The sequence below is a fragment of the Thioalkalivibrio paradoxus ARh 1 genome (genome assembly GCF_000227685.2).
Lineage (GTDB): Bacteria > Pseudomonadota > Gammaproteobacteria > Ectothiorhodospirales > Ectothiorhodospiraceae > Thioalkalivibrio > Thioalkalivibrio paradoxus.
The window spans coordinates 2,748,180-2,763,047 of the sequence record NZ_CP007029.1 but is presented as its reverse complement, the minus strand read 5'-3'; the positions used below and the strand labels follow the sequence as shown (position 1 = coordinate 2,763,047).

Sequence of the window (14,868 nt, the reverse complement as noted above, 5' to 3'; positions counted from 1 at the left end):
GGTTCCTTTACCACGATCCGGGCGGATTTTATACTGCTGGGCTATTTTCACACCCTCGTCCCCAACTTCCAGGAGCCGCCCATGCGACTGATCGCTGAAGCCCTCACCTTCGACGACGTGCTCCTGTTGCCCGGGCACTCCACGGTCATGCCGCGGGACGTCGATCTCTCCACGCAGCTGACTCGCGGCATCCCGCTGAACATGCCGCTGCTCTCGGCGGCGATGGATACCGTGACCGAGGCCCGGCTGGCGATTGCGATGGCGCAGGAGGGGGGGGTCGGCATCGTGCACAAGAACCTCAGCCCCGAGCGCCAGGCGGCACAGGTGCTGCGGGTCAAGAAGTTCGAGGCCGGGGTGATCAGCGACCCGATCACCGTCGGGCCGCGCACCAGCATCGGCGAAGTGATGGCGCTGACCCAGGCCCACCATATCTCGGGCGTGCCCGTCGTCGACGGGACCGACCTGGTCGGCATCGTGACCGCGCGCGACCTGCGCTTCGAAACCCGCATGGATGCGCCGGTCTCCGAGATCATGACGCCGAAGGAGCGGCTGGTCACGGTCCCCGAGGGCGCGGACCGCGAGCAGGTGATGGCGCTGCTGCACCGGCATCGGATCGAGAAGGTGCTGGTCGTCAACGATCATTTCGAGCTGCGCGGCATGATCACCGTGAAGGACATCCAGAAATCGTCCGAGCATCCCACCGCGTGCAAGGACGAGCGGGGCCGCCTTCGGGTCGGGGCGGCGGTCGGCGTTGGCGCGGGTACCGACGAGCGCGTGGAGGCGCTGGTGGCCGCGGGTGTCGATGTGATCATCGTCGACACCGCGCATGGCCATTCCCAGGGCGTGCTGGATCGCGTGCGCTGGATCAAGCAGCACTATCCGGACGTCCAGGTGGTCGGCGGCAACATCGCCACCGGCGACGCCGCGCGGGATCTGGTGGCGGCCGGGGTCGACGCGGTCAAGGTCGGTATCGGCCCGGGGTCGATCTGCACGACCCGGATCGTCGCGGGCGTCGGCGTGCCGCAGATCACCGCGGTGTCGAACGTGGCGGCGGCGCTCGAAGGCACCGGGGTTCCGCTGATCGCGGACGGCGGGGTGCGTTTCTCCGGCGATCTCGCGAAAGCGATCGCCGCCGGTGCGCACAGCGTGATGCTGGGTTCGCTGTTCGCCGGAACCGAGGAGGCACCGGGCGAGGTCGAGCTGTACCAGGGGCGTTCGTACAAGTCGTACCGCGGCATGGGCTCGTTGGGGGCGATGCAGCAGGGATCGTCCGACCGGTACTTTCAGGAGACGACCAGTACCCCGGACAAGTTCGTGCCGGAGGGGATCGAGGGTCGGGTGCCGTACAAGGGCCCGCTGACCGCGATTATCCACCAGCTCACCGGGGGGCTGCGCTCGTCGATGGGCTACGTGGGCGCACGCACGATCGACGAGATGCGCACCAAGCCGCAGTTCGTTCGCGTGACCGCTGCCGGCATGCATGAGAGCCATGTGCACGACGTCGCGATCACCAAGGAAGCCCCGAACTACCGCCGCGAGTGAGCCATTCCTGTTCACGGAAATGAAGGCTCTCCCTCGCCGCGATTGCCGGGGACCGATTGACCGCCGTTGGATGACAAGATGACCCAGGACGTACATGCGCACCGGATCCTGGTGCTGGACTTCGGTTCGCAGTACACGCAATTGATCGCTCGCCGGGTGCGCGAGGCCGGCGTGTATTCCGAGATCCACCCCTGGGACATGGACCCGGGGGCGATGCGCGCGTTCGGCCCTAGCGGCATCATCCTGTCGGGCGGGCCCGAGTCGGTGCACACCGAGGCCCCGCCCGTTGCCGACCCGCTGGTGTTCGAACTCGGCGTGCCGGTGCTCGGCATCTGCTACGGCATGCAGACGATGGCCGCGCAGCTGGGCGGCAGGGTCGAGCCGTCGACCCACCGCGAGTTCGGGTTCGCGCAGGTCCGTGCCCGCGGCCACACCCGGCTGCTGACCGACATCGAGGACCACACCACGCCCGAGGGCTACGGCCTGCTGGACGTCTGGATGTCGCATGGCGACCGGGTGACCGAGCTGCCGCCGGGCTTCAAATTGATGTGCTCGACCGACTCCGCGCCGATCGCCGGCATGGCCGACGAGGAACGTGGCTTCTACGGCGTCCAGTTCCACCCCGAAGTCACGCACACGCGCCAGGGCAAGCGGATTCTGTCGCGGTTCCTGCACGAGATCTGCGGCTGCGAGGACCTCTGGACCCCGGGCAACATCATCGACGACATGATCCACCGGGTACGCGAACAGGTCGGTTCGGACCACGTGATCCTCGGGCTGTCCGGCGGCGTGGATTCCTCGGTGGTCGGCGCGTTGCTGCACAAGGCCATCGGCGATCAGTTGACCTGCGTGTTCGTCGACACCGGCCTGCTGCGCCTGCACGAGGGCGACCAGGTGATGGCCACCTTCGCCCGGCACATGGGCGTGAAAGTGATCCGGGTCGACGCTGAGCAACGCTTCCTGAAGGCGCTGGAAGGGGTGGCCGATCCCGAGCGCAAGCGCAAGATCATCGGTGGGCATTTTATCGAAGTGTTCGACGAGGAGGCCGGGAAGATCGCCAATGCCCGCTGGCTGGCGCAGGGCACGATCTACCCGGACGTGATCGAGTCTGCCGGGTCGAAGACCGGCAAGGCGCAGGTGATCAAGTCGCATCACAACGTCGGCGGGTTGCCCGAGCAGATGAAAATGGGTCTGGTCGAGCCGCTGCGCGAGCTGTTCAAGGACGAGGTGCGCAAGATCGGCGTCGAGCTCGGCCTGCCGACCGAGATGGTCTATCGTCATCCGTTTCCGGGTCCAGGGCTCGGCGTGCGTATCCTCGGCGAAGTGAAGAAGGAATACGCCGACCTGCTGCGCCGCGCCGACGACATCTTCATCGACGAGCTGCGCCGGGCGGACCTGTACGACCAGGTCTCGCAGGCCTTCGCGGTGTTTCTGCCGGTACGCTCGGTCGGGGTGATGGGGGACGGCCGCCGTTACGACTACGTGATCGCGCTGCGCGCGGTCGAGACCATCGATTTCATGACTGCCCGTTGGGCGCACCTCCCCTACGAGTTCCTCGACCTCGTGTCCCGGCGCATCATCAACGAGATCGACGGCATCTCGCGCGTCACCTACGACATTTCCGGAAAGCCCCCCGCCACCATCGAGTGGGAATGACCGGCGGCGTCCCCGGGCAAGGAGAAGGCTCGGGGCAAGGCCCGCGTCAAGGATTCGGAGCGTTCGGAACCTGGGTGGAACAGTGGGCACGCTCGGCCAGCTCGGCGCCCTGCACCTCGAGGGCGAGGCCCAACGGCCGGCGCAAGTGCCGACCACTACTTCCGAGGTGACGTGGGAGCACATTCTGGCGCCGCATCGTGCGCGCGCAGCGCCGGATGCAGGCGCAGGCGACGGTGCTGTGCCTGCAATGGCACCGATCTGAACTTCACCACCTGCCCGCAGACGCGCGGCCTCGAGGTCATCGGCTGCAACCAGACCGGGATCGATTGGTCTGCTCAACTTGGGGGTAAAGGGCAGGCCAAGGGTGGCAAGTGCAAGGCGAGTGCGTAGCGCCCGGGGGCAACGCCTGGACGGTGAAGTGGCTTGGCATTCGTGCAGAGGACAGGCATTCTTACCAAGTACGTATCGATGCCGCAGGAGTATGAGCCATGACCGCTACCGCCACCTTGTCGAGCAAATTCCAGATTTCCGTACCCAAGGCCGTGCGTGAAGAGCTGCACTGGGAAGCCGGGCAGGAGTTCGTGTTCATTCCCAAGGGCAAGGGCGTGTTGGTCATGCCCGTGCCCGAGATGGCGCAGTTGGCCGGCATCGCCAAGGGCGCCCGCACCGACGATTTCCGGGACCGCAAGGATCGCTACTGATGGCCGCCGCGCCGTGCGTGGTCGATACCTCCGCATGGATCGAATGGCTTGCCGACACCCCTCTGGGCAAGCGTCTCGGACGGCAGTTCCCGGACAAACCGCAATGGATCGTGCCGACCATCGTCCAGCTTGAGCTGTCGAAGTGGCTGGTGCGTGAAGTCGGCGAGGAAAAGGCCGACCAGGTGATCGCCTATACGCAGAAATGCGTTGTCGTTCCGCTGGACACCTTCATTGCGTTGCTCGCGGCCGATTTACACCGCGAATACAAGCTGGCCACGGCCGATGCGATCGTTTACGCGACAGCGCGGCGTCAGGGAGCCAGCTTGCTGACCTGCGATGCGCATTTCGAGGGGCTGCCTGACGTTGCGCTGTTCGCCAAGACCAATGATAGAGATTGAGGATGGGCAAAATCATCAAGGACAAATAGCCCTGGCAGCAGGCCAGAATGAACGCCAGGACGAAACAGCATGACTTGACAGCGCTTGATGATCGAGTGGGAATGACCGGCGGCGTCCCCGGGCACGATATTCTATGCTTCGGAGGCGAGGTTCCGGATCCCGATCGCCCGCGACTCAACGCGGGAAGCAGCGGGACGGGCAGTCGCAAGAGCCCGAGGAGGAGTCGATGCTGATGGCCGGACCAGCCCGGATGCCGGACGCCTGGGACGTGGCGGCGGTGCGCCGGGACTTCCCGATTCTCGAACGGCGGGTGCATGGGCACCCGCTCGCCTACCTCGACAACGCCGCCACGACCCAGAAGCCGCAGGCGGTGCTGGACGCGCTGGATCACTACTATCGCCACGACAACGCGAACGTGCACCGCGGGGTGCACGCGCTGGCCGAGCGCGCCACCGTCGCCTTCGAGGCCGCGCGGGAGTCCGCGCGCCGTTTCCTGAACGCGGGTTCCACGCGCGAGATCGTGTTCGTGCGCGGCACCACCGAGGCCATCAACCTGGTCGCCTCCAGTTTCGGCGGCGGGTTCGCGGAAGGCGACGAAGTGATCCTGACCGCGATGGAACACCACGCGAACATCGTGCCCTGGCAGCTGCTGCGCGAACGGACCGGCATCGTGCTGCGCGTGTTGCCGATCACTCCGGACGGGGAGCTGGATCTGGACGCGCTTCCCGGCCTGTTCAGTCCCCGTACCCGGCTGCTGTCGGTGGTCCATGTCTCCAACGCGCTCGGGACGATCAACCCGGTGCGGGAGCTTGTCGCCGCGGCCCGCGCGCACGACGTGCCGGTGTTGCTCGACGGAGCCCAGGCGGTGCCGCACCTGCGAGTCGACGTGCAGGCGCTGGACTGCGATTTCTACGCGTTTTCCGGGCACAAGCTGTTCGGGCCTACCGGGATCGGCGTGCTGTACGGCCGGGAGCGCCTGCTCGAGGCGATGCCTCCGTACCAGGGCGGTGGCGAGATGATCCGCACCGTGAGCTTCGAGCAGACCACCTATGCCGGGCTGCCGCACCGCTTCGAGGCCGGGACACCGGACATCGCCGGGGCCATCGGCCTGGGCCGCGCAATCGAGTACCTGGAGGCGTTGGACCGGGATGCCGCCGAGGCCTACGAACAGCGGCTGCTGGCATACGCGACCGAGTGCCTGACGCAGGTGCCCGGCCTGCGCATCATTGGCCAGGCGCGCGACAAGGTCGCGCTGATCTCCTTCGTGATGGACGGTGTGCACCCGCACGATATGGGCACGATCCTGGATCGCCGGGGGCTTGCGGTGCGGGCTGGCCACCACTGCGCGATGCCGGTGATGACCTGGTATGGCCTGCCCGCGACCTCCCGGGCCTCGATGGCGTTCTACAACACGCCAGAGGAGATCGACCGGCTCGCGGCGGCGCTGCAATATGCACGGGAGATGTTGGCATGAGCGACCTCGACGACCTGTACCAGGAGCTGATCCTGGACCACAAGCGGCATCCGCGGAATTTCCGCGAGATGCCCGACGCCACCCGCGCAGTCGACGGCCACAATCCGCTTTGCGGCGACCAGTTGCGGCTGTTCGTGAAGCTCGCCGACGGACGCGTCGAGGACGTCAGTTTCGTCGGCGTCGGCTGCGCGATCTCGATGGCGTCGGCGTCCATGCTGACCGAAGCGGTCAAGGGCCGGACGGTGGACGAGGCGCGGCATTTGTTCGAACGGGTGCACGAGCTGCTCACCGGCGACCCGGCGCAGGCCGATCCCGCGGAGCTCGGCAGCCTCGGCGCGCTGGCCGGTGTGCACGAGTACCCGATGCGGGTCAAGTGCGCGACCCTGTCCTGGCATACGCTGGACACCGCGCTGGCCGGCGACGAGGATTCGGTCACCACCGAATAGCAACCCAAGTCTGAAAGGCTGCCAGCGTGCTGCGGGTGCGGAAGAATGTCGGGGGTGTTCGAGCGCGGCTGGCGCCGCCGGCCACCGCAACCGGCGGCGCCCATGAGTCATAGTCCGATCAATTCCGCATGGACTCCGGTCGCGGTCACGGTGTCGAGGATTTCGTGACTGCCGACCCGCTCCGGGTCGTACTCCACCACCAGCAAGTGGGGTTTGGCATCGTGGCCGGAGGCGGCCATCACGCCGTTCAGGTCGCGCAGCCGGTCCTGGATTCCCTCGCGCACGTCGGCGCCGATCATCTCGTCGATATGGACGGTCACATCCACCATGTGCTCGCTCATCGCAGCCTCCTCCGCAGTCGTACCCTGAATGAGAACCGGGAGCGCCCCGCGGGAAGCGACGGCGTCCCTGATGATTCTGACCGGTCCGGTCGGTCATTGTTCATGCTCCGCGAGCGTCCGTGCTGGATGCCCACTGTCACGCGGTCCGGTCGCCATGAAGTCGCTTCCGGGCCGAGGCGACTGCCGGGAACCCGGGCAGCCTTGGTTCCGGCCTGCTAGGGTTCATGGTTGGTGAACACCGGAGACGTGCATGTTTTCCTGGGCCCTGATCTTCCTGATTGTCGCAATCATCGCCGGTGTGCTCGGGCTCGGTGGGATCGCCGGAACCGCGACCAACATCGCCTGGATTCTGTTCATCGTCGGCCTGGTGCTGGCAGTGGTGTCGGTGATCGCCGGCAGGGGCTCACGGTTCTGACCCGCCGGCGGATCGACCATCGACGCAATGCCGCAGCCTTTCTTCGGTGGGGTTCAGCGCCGCTGATGCACGGCCTGATGCGCCCGGCGCCGGCGCAACCACCGGACCAGCCGGACCGCCAGCCAGGCCAGGGCCACGATCACCAGCACGCCGAACACTACCGGGATCAGCAATGCCAGCACGATCGCGATCAGGCTTCCGCCGGTCTCGGCCGTCGCGACCAGGGGATTGCCAACGCCGCCGGTCGAGGCCGTGGACACGCTACGGGCCGCGACGGTTGTTCCCTGCACGATGCCCGCGGCCCCGCCACCCAGCAGTGCAGCCGAGCTCCATTGCAGCAAGCCGTGCATCTCGGGCAGCAGGGATGCCACGATCACCGTGCCGCCGCCGATTGCGGCAGGGGTGGCGAGCGTGTCGAGCAGGTTGTCGACCAGCGGAATGTAATACCCACCGATCTCCAGCAATGCCGCGATCCCCACCACCAGCAGCAATGGGTCGGAGGCCAGCCACGCGAACTGCTCGCCGAGTTCCAGCATTCCGAAGCGCGAGGCCAGCCCCAGCGCCAGCACGGGCAGGAATACCCGCAGGCCGGCTGCCGCGCTCAGGCTGATCCCTGCCAGCAGCGCGGAAAGGGCGCCCAATTCACCGATGCCGTCCATCCGGGGATGCTACCCGCCGCCGCGCTCCAGCCCAACTGCGATCGGCGCCCGTTGCCCCGGTGCAGGCATCATGGCCGGGGTCGGGCAGGCCGCGATCAGGGGGCGGCCGATCGAGCGGAGGCGGTCAGGCCTGCCTCGGCGCGATCCCTGGCGCAGTCCAGCGCTCGTGCTCGAAGGCCGTGTCGACCGGGGTGCCGGCGATGTGATTGGTGTAGTTGGAGAGCGTCTTGAGCCCGATCCCCAGAATCACGTCCAGTACCTGCTGCTCACCGAACCCGGCGTGGCGGAATGCCGCCAGATCGGACGCATCGACCCAGCCGCGCCCTTCCAGCATCGCGTGCACGAACCGCCGCAACGCTTCCAGCCGCGCATCCGGCAGCGGCCGGTCCTCGCGCAGGGCGTCGACCTCCGCGTCCGGCAGGCCGGTCATTCGGCCGGTCATGCTGTGCGCCGCCATGCAGTAGTCGCAGCCGTGAAAGCGGCTCACCGTCAACAGCACGACGCCGCGCTCCTGCGCCGACAGCGAACATCGATCGAACAGGCTGGTCAAGTCCAGGTATCCCTGCGCGAGGGCAGGCGAGGTTGCCATCTTGCGCGTGAGATTCGGGACCATGCCGAAGATGGTCTCGGCGCGGTCGAATGCGGCTGCGGCATCGGGCGCAGTGTCGCGGTCGTGTAGCGGAAAATCGGCGTGGTTCATTACGGTTCTCCTTGGCTTGGGGGGGCGATCAGGGGGAAGCCAGCCGCGCAGGCTCAGTCGTTTGGCGGCTGCCGAAGCCCGCATCCGGCGCCGCGTACCCCGAGTAGCATGCAGCGCCGGACCCATCGCCGTTTGCGACGCCTCGCGCCCTCGGCAATCCCGGCGTGGGCCCGGCGGGTGACATCCTTCGACCCCTTTCGCAGCGTTCATGGCCGCGGATGGCGGCCCGCGTGATGACGGTTGGCGCACCATCGCGGGGAGCCGTCGTCAGCAGCGCAGATGGTCGGGCGCGGCGTCGCGAACCGCCGAACGGCCCCTTGCCCCGACCTCTCCCGCGAGCGGGAGAGGGGGCCGACTGCGTGAGTCGGGGCTTACCCGGACATCACCGGCACCGGGCAGTTGACCACAAACCCCTGCGGGTGTGAGTTGGGTGTGCCGTTGTACTGGACCAGGCGCTCGGCGGCGACGAGCTCCCGGACCTCGGCGGCATTTTCCAGCACGCGCGCCTCGTCCGGATCCTCCCAGCGCAGCGCGAAGTGGTCCCAGAACGGGCTCCAGGCCGCGTGGCCCGCCGGGTTCCCGAAGATTGCCGACTGGAAGCCCATCACGCCCGCACCCTCGATACCGTTGACGAAGACCCAGACCTTGTCGGTGGCATGCACCGACGGCAGGTCAGCGGTCGCGGGCGATGCCGGAATGCTCATCATCGGTGCCATCGGCGCGGCGGAGGTGTCCGTCAGGATGTACCAGCTTCCGGGGAAGGCCTCGTGCAGCTTGAACGTGACCTGCCGATTCTCCAGGTCGGGCGCGTCGAGCAACTGCCCGGTGCCGAGGTAACCGTCGCGCTCGGTGTCGACCGCGAGGTGCTCGTCGCCCCACTGCACCAGCGGGAAGTTCACGCGCACGCGTGTCTCCTCGACGGTCAGCCTGCCGGCGGCGATCGCCTCCTCGATCTCGCCCTCGGCGGTCAGGATGCGGCCACCGGCATTGCCGCTCACCCGGTGGATGCGGAACAGCGGGGTGTACGCGTCCGAACCGGGAACATGCTGCAGCACCGGCGGCTGGCCATTCTCGAACACGTACAGGCGATTCTGCAGTTCCGGTCGGTCGACCAGGCCCAGCAGCGGAACGAACACCAGCCCGTGACGTTCCGCGTAATCGGCGTCCGAGGTGTCGGTACGGATGTAGTGCACGATGCTGCCATCGTGAAACCCCTGGTGCAGCCGGAAGGTGACGAAGCCGAAGGCGCCGGGCCAGTCGCCGGGCTTCAGGCGGAAGTCGATCACGTCCCTCACGATCGCCCGCCCCTCGCCGGTGGCGGCACCGGCGGCACCGGCGGCACGGGGTGCACCGCCCAGCCCTAGGCCGGAAAACAGCGCCAGGCCCGAGGTGCCCGCGCTCAAGGTCAGGAAACGGCGGCGGTTGATGGCGATGGTCATTTCGTCGTCCTCCAGATTCGTGGGTCGTATCCTGAAGGCTAGGCCCAAGCGCACGAATCCTGAATTCGGGGAAACACCTAACTTTCATGGCCAGCGGCCACCCCGCAACATGAAAAGGCGAGCCACGGAAAGCACGGACAGACACGGAAAAAAGGTTTGATTTGTTTCATATTCCGTGATTTTCGTGTCCTTCCGTGGCTGTCATTTCAGGTTGACCCGTGCCGCAGCTACACTCGGGATGGATTCCGGGGCGTGGCGCAGGCAATCGGGTTCCCGCCACCATCGCGGTTTCTGGCGGTGCCCGGCTGCACGGATCCGCGCAGAGAGTAAAACGGGAGCGCCAGACAACGCACCGCCCTCGTGGACGGGCCCGCGGATGAAAGGCCCCGTACTACGGAAAGGGTGGCCGGTGCTTGTGTCCAACGCCAGGCGTACGCTGGCCGGGCCGTGTGGAACCGCCGGATTGCGTCTACTAGGTATCTCTGGTGGCCCACACCTGCAAGGAGTTGCCATGACCATCACAAACAAGCAGTCCGGCACGAACGTGCACGAGGTCGCAGATGGGATCTATCGGATCAACACCCCGGTGGTCATCGATGGGGGTGGGGCGTTCTCGTTCAATCAGTATCTGATTCGGGACGACGAGCCGCTGATCTTTCACACCGGGCCGAGACGGCTGTTTCCCCTGGTGCGCCAAGCGGTTGCGAGCGTGTTGCCGGTCGAGCAACTCCGCTATATTGCCTTCTCGCACGTGGAAGCGGACGAATGCGGCTCGTTGAACGAATGGCTGGCCGCAAGTCCGCAATCGGTTCCCCTTTGTGGAACCATCGCGGCGCTGGTTTCCATCGGCGATCTGGCCGATCGCGCACCGCGCGCACTGGCGGACCAGGAACGGCTGGTCCTGGGGACACACGAACTGCAGTGGTTCGACACCCCGCACCTTCCCCACGCCTGGGATTGCGGGTTCCTGTTCGACGGAACGACTCGCACCCTGCTGTGTGGCGATCTGTTCACCCAGGGCGGTCCCGGTGCGGTGCCGGTTACCGAGGGGGACATCCTCGGGCCGAGCGAGGCCTTTCGTGCGCAGATGGACTATTTCTCGCACACGACCCATGCCCGCGCCATGCTCAAGCGCCTTGCCTCGACCCACCCGGAGAATCTCGCCTGCATGCACGGGAGCGCCTGGCACGGAGACGGCGGACAACTCCTGCGCACGCTCGCGGATGCGTTGGATCCGTGACCCCACCGGAATCCCCCTGCGTCGGGCTCGGTGCCTGGCACCGAGAGGGCGCTTTTGTTCGTGTTTCGACCGAGCCCGAGGCGTGGTGGCACGGCCCGTGAAACACCTTCGCTGTGTTCGTGCACTGCAACCTTCGAAGAGGATCAGTCACAGCAGCATGCCGTGGCCAACGACTGATGCTGGCTGGACACCCGTTGCCAGAGGTCCGGCATGGAGCGGACACGCGGTTGACCGCCGGTCTGCGCTTGGGGATTGGCGAGCAGCAGGGATGCATCCGCGCCCGATGTGGCGGGCGCGCTATGCGGGTGCGCCGCTAACTCTCATGGCCTATGCGGCCACCCCCGATGATGAAAGAGGCGTAGGGCGGAAAAGGCCGAAGGCCGTCATCCGCCAGCTGGCGCCCGGATTGCCGCGGGCGCCTGGGCACTGCGAACGCCGTACGGCGGATGACGCTGCGCTTTTCCGCCCTACGGGTCGCCCGGGACACGAGGCAGGCCGTGACTTTCACGTTAACGCGCAGGGGAGCTGCTGGAAGTGTCTATGGCCCCGCTGGACGCGCCGCCGGGTTGTATTCGGCTCGCGGTCTTAGCAACCGACATCCGCTCACCGATCGATCGTTTCGCACGACAGTTTGCAACTGGGTCGACGCTGCGGGAGGTTGCGGGTCCCGGTGCACGTTCATCGTCTGCCCAGCCGTCCGTGCTGGGTCAAACGTTCAGCGCGCGCCCTGGAGGATCCACTCGCGGATCATGGTGATGTCTTCCGGCGGGAGCGAGGCGGTGCCCGGCGGCATCTGGTAGCGCCCCTCGGTGACGGTGATTGTGTGCATCAGCCAGCCCTGGTCGGGCTTGCCCGGCACAACGCCCGGGCCCGTGCGCCCGCCCTGGATCAAGCGCTCGCGAGAGTCGCTCCGGAAGCCTCCCTTGGGAAAGAACCAACCGTGGCAACTCGTGCAGTGTCGGGCCATCAGAGGTGCAATGTGCAGTTCGTAAGTCAGGGCGCCGTCGTCGTAGACCGGGATTTCGTCTGCCACGACGCCGGACGCGCCGATGCCGAGCACCGCGCCGAGTAGCACGACTGCCGGCAGTGTTGTCGGGTGCTGCGTCATGCGTTCAATTTCCTCCCCCAGTTAGCGTGAAAGTCACGGCCTGTCTCGTGCCCCGGGCGACCCGTAGGGCGGAAAAGCGCAGCGTCATCCGCCGTACGGCGTTCGCGCCTCCCCGGCGCCTGCGGCGACCCCGGCGCCGGATGGCGGATGACGGCCTTCGGCCTTTTCCGCCCTACGCGTCTTTCATCATCGGGGGGTGGCCGCTGGCCATGACGGTTAGCCGCTGCGACAGTCTGATCCGACGCGCAGGGGACGGCAAGCTCTCGGCATTTCCGCGATGGCCCGAAGTGGATCGATCGAGGTTTGCCTTCGGAGCGGGAGTTCCCGGTTGGCAACCGACCGCAGTGCTTGCGTTGCCGACATCGTATGCGAGGAGACCCGATGGCCGTATCGGCATGCCGCAAGCCGTCCGATGAAGCACGCGAGCGGGGAACAGCACGGGAGCCGCGGTTCATACCATTCTGATCCCGGCCATGCCGGTGTCCGCAGAACGTGTCCGCTGTGGTTTGGCGCATCGGGCGCCGATTGCTCCATGCGGACCGAGCGCCATGCAGCGGTTCAGCAGACAGGCCACCGGATCCGTCCGGTGGCCAGGTTTGCAACTGTGGCCTTGCCGTGGGTTCAGAAATTGTACTGCATGCGCACTGGGAAGATGTCCGGGCTGTCGTCGCGATATGCACCGCCGGAGAGACTCGAAACCGCGTTGCTGTTCTTCACATCTACCATCACGTAATTGGCCATGAAGCGCAGATTGGAGCTGATCTAGTAGTTCAGGCAGATCGTGAAGTTGTCCTGTTCCCCCGAGGACATCGGCGTCGCCGAGGTCTACGGAGCTGTAGCGTGCCGCGGTTTTCCAGGCACCCGAGGAGCGTTCCGGTGAGATCGTGCGAAAGCCTGTTGGTCGATAGCCGCGGGTTTCACCGGCCAGCACGTAGCCTGCCTGGACGTGCCAGCCGCTGAACGTACCGCGCTGCGCCCCGCGGTGGGGCGCAGCGTCGGGCGCAGGCTCGCCAAATGGGTCTGTACCCCGCTCAGCTCGCGGAGGCCGGGCCCGCCTTGATTGGCTTTGCGCGACCCCATGCTGTGCCTCCACGCTGAAACCGGTTGAAGTCGTCTGCGCGCTGACCCTAGCGCGGATGCCGGCCGTAGGGAAAGTGTGCGTTGCTGTAGATCCGTATACTGCCGGACCTGGGCGCCGGTCGCGCCTTGGGGGGTGAAGGGATGCCGATACCGGACTTCCAGGCGATCATGCTTCCGCTGCTGGAGTTGGCGGCAGACGGTCAAACACGGTCGCTGGCCGAGAGCCGCGAGGGGCTTGCGGAGCACTTCGGCCTCAGCCTGGAGGAACGCGAGGAGCTCCTGCCGAGCGGCACTCAGCCGGTGTTCAACAACCGGGTTGCATGGGCGAGCGTCTATCTCCAGCGCGCCGGGCTGCTGCAGCGGCCCAGGCGGGGACATTACCGGATTACCGACCAGGGCAGGGAGGTGCTGCGGTCCCGGCCGGCGCGGATCGACATCAAGTTTCTGCAGCGCTATCCGGCATTCCACGAATTCCAGCGGGCCAAGGGCAAGCCGGCGACATCGAAGGCGGTGGATGGCGAGACGCCCGAGGAGACGCTGGAGGCGGCCTACCAGCGAATGCGGGACTCGCTGGCCGCCGAGATCATCGAGCAGATCATGTCGTGTTCGCCGCAGTTCTTCGAGCGGCTGGTCGTCGAACTCCTGGTGAACATGGGCTACGGCGGAACCGTGCGGGATGCCGGGATGGCCATCGGCAAGGGTGGCGACGAGGGGATCGACGGCATCATCAAGGAAGACCGTCTCGGGCTCGACGTGATCTACCTCCAGGCCAAGCGTTGGGACGGGCCGGTAGGTCGCCCGGAAGTGCAGAAGTTCGTCGGCGCGTTGCATGGCAAGCACGCGCGCAAGGGCGTGTTCATCACGACGAGCAGCTTCACGCAGAACGCCACCGACTACGCGGCCGGGATCGACCCCAAGGTGGTGCTGATCGACGGCAAGCGACTGGCCCACCTGATGATCGATTTCGACGTGGGGGTCGCTACGCGCGCGGAGTACCATGTGAAACGCATCGATGGCGACTACTTCAGCGAGGAGTGACCCGCCGCATGGTCAGCCGCCCCCAGACCGCGATCGAGTTCACCTGCGGACCGAACGGCGGCCAGGGGGTACGATGACGAGCCCTCGCGGGTTGGGTTCCGCACCGGGAGAAAGCGATGGACACGTTCATGCAGACCGCTCTTGAAGAGGCGCGGAAAAGCCTGGCAGAAGGCGGAATCCCGATCGGCGCGGCGATCGTGCACCGGGGCCGCATCATCGGACGCGGCCATAATCGCAGGGTGCAGCAAGGCAGCGCCATCCTGCACGCGGAGATGGATGCCCTCGAGAACGCCGGCCGGCAGCCCGCATCGGTGTACCGTGAGTCGGTCCTCTACACGACCCTGTCGCCCTGCGCGATGTGCAGCGGTGCCATCCTGCTCTACGGCATTGGGCGGGTGGTGATCGGAGAGCATCGAACGTTCCAGGGCGAGGAGGAACTGTTGCGTGCACGCGGCGTCGCGGTGGAGGTGCTGCAGGATCGGGACTGCATTCAGCTGATGCGCGCGTTCATTACCGCGCGGCCGCAGCTGTGGAACGAAGATATCGGACGTGCGTAAGCGCCCATACTGCTGGTCTCGGTGGCCGGCCGGGGGCGCGGAAAGGTCGAACGCGACCCATTCTGATGCGCAGA

At 66.5% G+C, this 14,868-nt stretch carries 16 protein-coding genes and 1 pseudogene; 10 read left to right on the top strand and 7 right to left on the bottom strand.

Annotated features, from left to right (window positions below; all coding sequences use genetic code 11):
- Window positions 1–81: 81 nt before the first annotated feature.
- From guaB to sufU, 6 genes are all read left to right on the top strand, one after another.
- Window positions 82–1,542 carry an IMP dehydrogenase gene (gene guaB, locus THITH_RS12385; RefSeq protein WP_006748452.1) on the top strand — a complete coding sequence of 487 codons (1,461 nt, stop codon included), beginning with the start codon at window positions 82–84 and terminating at the stop codon, window positions 1,540–1,542.
- A 78-nt stretch (window positions 1,543–1,620) separates the two neighbouring features.
- Complete coding sequence (gene guaA, locus THITH_RS12380) at window positions 1,621–3,198, top strand: glutamine-hydrolyzing GMP synthase (protein WP_006748451.1); 1,578 nt, start codon at window positions 1,621–1,623, stop codon at window positions 3,196–3,198.
- Window positions 3,199–3,686: 488 nt separating this feature from the next.
- Entirely contained in the window at window positions 3,687–3,899 is a 213-nt protein-coding gene (locus THITH_RS12370; protein WP_006748450.1) for an AbrB/MazE/SpoVT family DNA-binding domain-containing protein, read from the top strand.
- Window positions 3,899–4,297 (top strand): type II toxin-antitoxin system VapC family toxin, encoded by a 399-nt coding sequence (locus tag THITH_RS12365; RefSeq protein ID WP_006748449.1) that lies wholly within the window; start codon window positions 3,899–3,901, stop codon window positions 4,295–4,297. The genes THITH_RS12370 and THITH_RS12365 overlap by 1 nt, the downstream gene beginning before the upstream one ends.
- Window positions 4,298–4,523: 226 nt before the next feature.
- Window positions 4,524–5,771: an aminotransferase class V-fold PLP-dependent enzyme gene (locus THITH_RS12360; protein ID WP_006748448.1), complete on the top strand. Its 1,248-nt coding sequence runs from the start codon at window positions 4,524–4,526 to the stop codon at window positions 5,769–5,771.
- Window positions 5,768–6,217, top strand: a complete 450-nt coding sequence (gene sufU, locus THITH_RS12355; RefSeq protein WP_006748447.1) for a Fe-S cluster assembly sulfur transfer protein SufU — start codon at window positions 5,768–5,770, stop codon at window positions 6,215–6,217. The genes THITH_RS12360 and sufU overlap by 4 nt, the downstream gene beginning before the upstream one ends.
- 107 nt (window positions 6,218–6,324) lie before the next feature.
- Here sufU and THITH_RS12350 read toward each other — a convergent pair whose 3' ends face one another.
- Window positions 6,325–6,558, bottom strand: a complete 234-nt coding sequence (locus THITH_RS12350; protein ID WP_006748446.1) for a hypothetical protein — start codon at window positions 6,556–6,558, stop codon at window positions 6,325–6,327.
- A gap of 250 nt (window positions 6,559–6,808) precedes the next feature.
- Between THITH_RS12350 and THITH_RS18140 the strand changes: the two genes are divergently transcribed.
- Window positions 6,809–6,973: a DUF1328 domain-containing protein gene (locus THITH_RS18140; protein ID WP_006748445.1), complete on the top strand. Its 165-nt coding sequence runs from the start codon at window positions 6,809–6,811 to the stop codon at window positions 6,971–6,973.
- 53 nt (window positions 6,974–7,026) lie between these two features.
- Here THITH_RS18140 and THITH_RS12340 read toward each other — a convergent pair whose 3' ends face one another.
- From THITH_RS12340 to THITH_RS12330, 3 genes are all read right to left on the bottom strand, one after another.
- Window positions 7,027–7,632 carry a DUF4126 domain-containing protein gene (locus THITH_RS12340; protein WP_006748444.1) on the bottom strand — a complete coding sequence of 202 codons (606 nt, stop codon included), beginning with the start codon at window positions 7,630–7,632 and terminating at the stop codon, window positions 7,027–7,029.
- 124 nt (window positions 7,633–7,756) lie between these two features.
- On the bottom strand, window positions 7,757–8,332 hold the full coding sequence (locus tag THITH_RS12335; RefSeq protein ID WP_006748443.1) for a carboxymuconolactone decarboxylase family protein: 576 nt from the start codon (window positions 8,330–8,332) through the stop codon (window positions 7,757–7,759).
- A gap of 371 nt (window positions 8,333–8,703) precedes the next feature.
- Window positions 8,704–9,771 (bottom strand): DUF7482 domain-containing protein, encoded by a 1,068-nt coding sequence (locus tag THITH_RS12330; protein ID WP_006748442.1) that lies wholly within the window; start codon window positions 9,769–9,771, stop codon window positions 8,704–8,706.
- A 511-nt stretch (window positions 9,772–10,282) separates the two neighbouring features.
- On the opposite strand from THITH_RS12330, the gene THITH_RS12325 reads away from it, so the two are divergent.
- Window positions 10,283–11,011: an oxygen-binding di-iron domain-containing protein gene (locus tag THITH_RS12325; protein WP_006748441.1), complete on the top strand. Its 729-nt coding sequence runs from the start codon at window positions 10,283–10,285 to the stop codon at window positions 11,009–11,011.
- Window positions 11,012–11,324: 313 nt separating this feature from the next.
- Here the strand turns inward: THITH_RS12325 and THITH_RS19370 are convergent, their stop codons facing one another.
- From THITH_RS19370 to THITH_RS19365, 3 genes and pseudogenes are all read right to left on the bottom strand, one after another.
- Window positions 11,325–11,531 (bottom strand): hypothetical protein, encoded by a 207-nt coding sequence (locus tag THITH_RS19370; RefSeq protein ID WP_084222667.1) that lies wholly within the window; start codon window positions 11,529–11,531, stop codon window positions 11,325–11,327.
- Window positions 11,532–11,726: 195 nt separating this feature from the next.
- Window positions 11,727–12,119, bottom strand: coding sequence for a c-type cytochrome domain-containing protein (locus THITH_RS12320; protein WP_006748440.1), 393 nt, complete (start codon window positions 12,117–12,119; stop codon window positions 11,727–11,729).
- 847 nt (window positions 12,120–12,966) lie between these two features.
- Window positions 12,967–13,050 (bottom strand): annotated as a pseudogene (locus THITH_RS19365) (hypothetical protein); the annotation flags it as partial.
- A gap of 290 nt (window positions 13,051–13,340) precedes the next feature.
- Here THITH_RS19365 and THITH_RS12315 point away from each other — a divergent pair.
- Entirely contained in the window at window positions 13,341–14,237 is an 897-nt protein-coding gene (locus THITH_RS12315) for a restriction endonuclease (RefSeq protein ID WP_006748439.1), read from the top strand.
- Window positions 14,238–14,353: 116 nt separating this feature from the next.
- Window positions 14,354–14,794: a nucleoside deaminase gene (locus THITH_RS12310; protein WP_006748438.1), complete on the top strand. Its 441-nt coding sequence runs from the start codon at window positions 14,354–14,356 to the stop codon at window positions 14,792–14,794.
- Window positions 14,795–14,868 lie beyond the last annotated feature (74 nt).

What these genes read in the sequence shown, in the direction of transcription:
- guaB (WP_006748452.1), top strand. Translation starts at nt 82, where the DNA reads ATGCGACTGATCGCTGAAGCCCTCACCTTCGACGACGTGCTCCTGTTG.
- guaA (WP_006748451.1), top strand. Translation starts at nt 1,621, where the DNA reads ATGACCCAGGACGTACATGCGCACCGGATCCTGGTGCTGGACTTCGGT.
- THITH_RS12370 (WP_006748450.1), top strand. Translation starts at nt 3,687, where the DNA reads ATGACCGCTACCGCCACCTTGTCGAGCAAATTCCAGATTTCCGTACCC.
- THITH_RS12365 (WP_006748449.1), top strand. Translation starts at nt 3,899, where the DNA reads ATGGCCGCCGCGCCGTGCGTGGTCGATACCTCCGCATGGATCGAATGG.
- THITH_RS12360 (WP_006748448.1), top strand. Translation starts at nt 4,524, where the DNA reads ATGCTGATGGCCGGACCAGCCCGGATGCCGGACGCCTGGGACGTGGCG.
- sufU (WP_006748447.1), top strand. Translation starts at nt 5,768, where the DNA reads ATGAGCGACCTCGACGACCTGTACCAGGAGCTGATCCTGGACCACAAG.
- THITH_RS12350 (WP_006748446.1), bottom strand. Translation starts at nt 6,558, where the DNA reads ATGAGCGAGCACATGGTGGATGTGACCGTCCATATCGACGAGATGATC.
- THITH_RS18140 (WP_006748445.1), top strand. Translation starts at nt 6,809, where the DNA reads ATGTTTTCCTGGGCCCTGATCTTCCTGATTGTCGCAATCATCGCCGGT.
- THITH_RS12340 (WP_006748444.1), bottom strand. Translation starts at nt 7,632, where the DNA reads ATGGACGGCATCGGTGAATTGGGCGCCCTTTCCGCGCTGCTGGCAGGG.
- THITH_RS12335 (WP_006748443.1), bottom strand. Translation starts at nt 8,332, where the DNA reads ATGAACCACGCCGATTTTCCGCTACACGACCGCGACACTGCGCCCGAT.
- THITH_RS12330 (WP_006748442.1), bottom strand. Translation starts at nt 9,771, where the DNA reads ATGACCATCGCCATCAACCGCCGCCGTTTCCTGACCTTGAGCGCGGGC.
- THITH_RS12325 (WP_006748441.1), top strand. Translation starts at nt 10,283, where the DNA reads ATGACCATCACAAACAAGCAGTCCGGCACGAACGTGCACGAGGTCGCA.
- THITH_RS12320 (WP_006748440.1), bottom strand. Translation starts at nt 12,119, where the DNA reads ATGACGCAGCACCCGACAACACTGCCGGCAGTCGTGCTACTCGGCGCG.
- THITH_RS12315 (WP_006748439.1), top strand. Translation starts at nt 13,341, where the DNA reads ATGCCGATACCGGACTTCCAGGCGATCATGCTTCCGCTGCTGGAGTTG.
- THITH_RS12310 (WP_006748438.1), top strand. Translation starts at nt 14,354, where the DNA reads ATGGACACGTTCATGCAGACCGCTCTTGAAGAGGCGCGGAAAAGCCTG.